Annotated in this window: 1 pseudogene; it reads left to right on the top strand. The window is 49.1% G+C overall.

Going from position 1 to position 1606, the window contains the following annotated elements:
* A pseudogene (locus EWM59_RS28110) lies at nucleotides 1-1606 on the top strand (gliding motility-associated C-terminal domain-containing protein); the annotation flags it as partial.

The raw sequence follows: 1606 nt of genomic DNA, 5'->3' as shown, positions 1-1606 counted from the left end.
TCACTACCAATGGTAAAGAATGTTCAGCCTCAACTTCAGGCAAAGTGACGGTTAATCCGGGTGTAAGCATTGAGGTAAAAGATATAGTAGTCTGTCTGAATGAGACAGCGACCTTGACAGCAAGTGGCTGTGTGGGTGGCACCATCAGTTGGAGCAATGGCAGCACAGGTAACAGCATCAGTGTACCATCAACCACAGCCGGTACTTACAGCTTCACAGCAACCTGTAAAGTGACCACTAACAACAAAGAGTGTAGTGCAACTGGCACAGGTAAAGTAACGGTGAATCCATTGCCGAGTGTAACAGTAGCAGATGTGGTGGTTTGTATGAATGAGACAGCGACTTTAACAGCAAGTGGCTGTGTGGGAGGCAGCATCAGCTGGAGTAATGGCAGCACAGGTAACAGCATCACTGTACCATCAGGGACAGCAGGCACTTACAGCTTCACAGCGACCTGTAAAGTAACGACCAATAACAAAGAATGTAGTGCAACCGGCACAGGCAAAGTGATTGTGAATCCATTGCCAACGGTAACCGTAAGCGATGTAGTGGTTTGTCTGAATGAGACCGCAACCTTGACAGCGAGTGGATGTGTGGGTGGCACTATCAGCTGGAGTAATGGCAGCACAGGTAACAGCATCACTGTACCATCAGGGACAGCAGGCACTTACAGCTTCACAGCGACCTGTAAAGTAACGACCAATAACAAAGAATGTAGTGCAACCGGCACAGGCAAAGTGATTGTGAATCCATTGCCAACGGTAACCGTAAGCGATGTAGTGGTTTGTCTGAATGAGACCGCAACCTTGACAGCGAGTGGATGTGTGGGTGGCACTATCAGCTGGAGTAATGGCAGCACAGGTAACAGCATCACTGTACCATCAGGGACAGCAGGCACTTACAGCTTCACAGCGACCTGTAAAGTAACGACCAATAACAAAGAATGTAGTGCAACCGGCACAGGCAAAGTGATTGTGAATCCATTGCCAACGGTAACCGTAAGCGATGTAGTGGTTTGTCTGAATGAGACCGCAACCTTGACAGCGAGTGGATGTGTGGGTGGCACTATCAGCTGGAGTAATGGCAGCACAGGTAACAGCATCACTGTACCATCAGGGACAGCAGGCACTTACAGCTTCACAGCGACCTGTAAAGTAACGACCAATAACAAAGAATGTAGTGCAACCGGCACAGGCAAAGTGATTGTGAATCCATTGCCAACGGTAACCGTAAGCGATGTAGTGGTTTGTCTGAATGAGACCGCAACCTTGACAGCGAGTGGATGTGTGGGTGGCACTATCAGCTGGAGTAATGGCAGCACAGGTAACAGCATCACTGTACCATCAGGGACAGCAGGCACTTACAGCTTCACAGCGACCTGTAAAGTAACGACCAATAACAAAGAATGTAGTGCAACCGGCACAGGCAAAGTGATTGTGAATCCATTGCCAACGGTAACCGTAAGCGATGTAGTGGTTTGTCTGAATGAGACCGCAACCTTGACAGCGAGTGGATGTGTGGGTGGCACTATCAGCTGGAGTAATGGCAGCACAGGTAACAGCATCACTGTACCATCAGGGACAGCAGGCACTTACAGCTTCACAGC

Origin of the sequence: Emticicia agri, assembly GCF_004168285.1 — a bacterium.
Taxonomy (GTDB): domain Bacteria; phylum Bacteroidota; class Bacteroidia; order Cytophagales; family Spirosomataceae; genus Emticicia; species Emticicia agri.
The sequence above is the reverse complement of the archived record's forward strand: the minus strand, read 5'-3'. Positions and strand labels throughout refer to the sequence as shown.